1 protein-coding gene and 1 pseudogene are annotated in these 2,872 nt (G+C 69.1%); one reads left to right on the top strand and one right to left on the bottom strand.

All coding sequences use genetic code 11. The features are described 5' to 3' along the window. A pseudogene (locus CH341_RS30270) lies at positions 1-722 on the bottom strand (hypothetical protein); the annotation flags it as partial. Positions 723-1,487: 765 nt separating this feature from the next. Here CH341_RS30270 and CH341_RS30265 point away from each other — a divergent pair. Further along, positions 1,488-2,660, top strand: coding sequence for an ISAs1 family transposase (locus tag CH341_RS30265; protein ID WP_111423205.1), 1,173 nt, complete (start codon positions 1,488-1,490; stop codon positions 2,658-2,660). Positions 2,661-2,872: the final 212 nt, after the last annotated feature.

The following is a 2,872-nucleotide window of genomic DNA, read 5'->3' as shown; positions in this document are numbered from 1 at the left end:
GGGCGGGGCGCCGGCGGGCGGGCGTCGATGGGGCGCTCCTCGTGCGCGATGCTCTCCTGCTGGAGGAGCCCGAGGCCGACCGCGGCGAGAAGGCCGACGGCGGCGAGCGGCACGGCGGCGGCGCGGCGCCGCTCGAACAGGCCGGCGAGCAGCAGGCCCGCCGCTATGCCGCCGGCGAGCGTCGACAGCACGGCGGGCCGGCCGAGTGCGCCGAGGCGGGCCGTCCAGGCGGACCAGCTCCCGGCGCCGGCCGGGGCCGCGGTGGCCGCCGCTCCTCCGGTCTCGATCGTCAATGCGAGAATCTCGATCGCGTCGCCGGCCGTCACCGTGACGGCGAGATCGACATGCCCCGTGGCGGTCGCGCCGGCCGCGGCGAGCCACAGCGCCTTCAGGCGGAAGCTGCCGTCCGCCTGCCGCGGCTCGGCCGTCACGGGGCCCCGCGGGGTCTCAATCTCCAGCGTGGCGTCGGTGACGGGCCGGTTGGTGGCGAAGTCGTCGAGCCACAGCGCCAGCTCGTCGCCGTTGAGGACCGCGACGAGCTGGAACGGTCCGCTCGTCGCCTCGCCGCGCGGCAGCACATGGGCCGGCGCGATCGGCTGGTCGCCGTGATCGTGACCTTCGTGGGCGACGGCGGTCGCCATTCCGGCGAGCAGCGCCACGAGCAGCGCGGCGGTCGCCACGGTCGCGTGAACCGCGGCCGCGCGAAACATGCGGGAAAGCATTGAAGAAACGTCCTTCGTCCTGGAACCGGGCATGGATCACGGTCCGGCGCGAAGGGCCGGGATCGTGGTCGGTGTGGAAGCGGGGTCAGGCGAAGGATCGAGGGGGACGTTTCAGGCCAGACGAGACGGCGTCGTCGAGCGACGGGGCGGGAAAAACGCCAAGCACCACTGCGGCACGCGACGGCCATACGAGGCCGGCAGCGGCGGGCACGACCGAACAACAGATGCTGCAGGGACCGCCGCTACAGCAGCCAGGAACTGCGCAGCCGCCGCCCGAGGGCGCGCGATCGCCTTGAGCCGCCGAACCGCCGATCGCAGCGGGTCCTGAGGAACCAGGGCCGCCAGTCGCTGCGCGCGATCCGTCGTGCACCACCAATGCCGTGTCCGGGACCTTGCCGCACGCGGATGCTCCTGCGATCGTACGGATTTGGTCGGGCGATATGGCCAGCGCCAGCGGAGCATGGACGCGCTCCGCGCTTCCGTGACCATGCCCGGGATGGGCCTGGGCGGGGTCTGATCCGGCCACCACTAATCCGACCGCGACCGCAACGAGCAGCGAGGCGAATCCCAGCAGCCGCAAGAACGAACGACACATCGACCGGGGGCTCCTTTCCCCTAAGCTACGTGTTCTTACGGTAATCTGCAATCCCGCAACTTGGCGGGGGGCGCGGCTGGGAAGTCAGGTTAACGGCCGGGTGGGTGGGATTTTGAGTTGACGGGAGAGGCGTGATTCCCTGGGGCTCCGGTTCGAGCGGGAGCACGCCCATGGGAACCTTGACCGACATCGTCCTCGACGAGGAGCTTCCGCGGGCGCGGCTCGGCCTGCTGTTGCAGCATTTTTCCGAGCTGGAGGACGAGCGCGAGCCGTGGCGGGTGATGTATCCGCTGTCGGAGGTGCTGCTGCTGGTGACCTGCGCCACCATCGCGTCCTGCGACGATTTCGACGATATCGTCGCCTGGGGCGAGCATCATCTCGGGGTCCTGCGGCGGTTCTCCGCGTTCCACCACGGCATCCCCTGCGAGCGCTGGCTGCGCTGCCTGGTCAACCGGGTCGATCCGCTCCTGTTCGGGCGCTGCTTCCAGGGCTGGGTGGAGGCACTGTGGCCCGGCCGGCACGACCTCATCGCCATCGACGGCAAGACGGCGCGCCGCACCCATGACCGCGGCAAAGGACTCAAAGCCCTGCACACGCTGTCGGCCTACGCCACCACGGCGCGGCTGGTGCTGGCGCAGACCAGTGTCCCGGAGAAGGCGAACGAGATCACCGCCATTCCCGAGCTCCTCGATCAACTCGCCGACGCCAAGCAGCTCGCCGGCGCCCTGGTGACCATCGACGCCATGGGCTGCCAAGCCGACATCGCCGCCAAGATCGTCGCCCACGGGGCCGATTATCTGCTCGCCCTGAAGGGAAACCAGCCGACCCTCGAGGCCGACGTCGCCGACTACTTCCGCACCGCTCCGGCCGGCGAGACCGTGGTCGAGACCACGGTCGAGAAGGGCCATGGCCGCATCGAGACCCGCATCTGCACGGCCTCCGGCGTGGTCGACTGGATCGCCTCGGCGCGCAGCTATCCGGGCCAGCCGCGCTTCACCTCCATCAAGACCATCGTCAAGCTCCTGGCGCGCGTCGAGCATGCCAATCGCTGCAGCTTCGAGACCCGCTTCTACATCTCCTCCGCGCCCCTCGACATCGACCGCCTCGCCGCCGCCGCACGCGGCCATTGGGGCGTGGAGAGCATGCACTGGCTGCTCGATGTCGCCTTCAAGGACGACCTGTCGCGCTACCGAGCCGGACACGGCGCAAAAAACATGGCCGTCGTCCGACGCTTCGCCCTCGGCCTCGTGCGCGCCAACAAGCACAAGGGAAGCGTCAAGACACGCCGAAAATCCGCAAGCTGGAACCCCAACTTTCTGCTCGAAATCCTCCAGCAAAAATGACCGTTAACCTGGATTCCGGACCGTGTTGGCGGGGGCGCGTGTGCGGCACCGGCTCGCTCGGAGTGGAGTCGGTCGTCGTCCGCGCTTCCGATCCAACGACGGTGTGTCGGCCGAAACCGATGAAATGGCACTCACGTAGTTGCTCAGGGGTATGGCGGCGCGATGTCTCTGAGCAGGTTTTGACAAACTGGTACGTCGCTGATTCAACACTG

The sequence above is a fragment of the Rhodoplanes roseus genome, assembly GCF_003258865.1.
Classification (GTDB): Bacteria; Pseudomonadota; Alphaproteobacteria; order Rhizobiales; family Xanthobacteraceae; genus Rhodoplanes; species Rhodoplanes roseus.
Note: the sequence above shows the minus strand (reverse complement) of the source record. Positions and strands in the feature narration are given on the sequence as shown.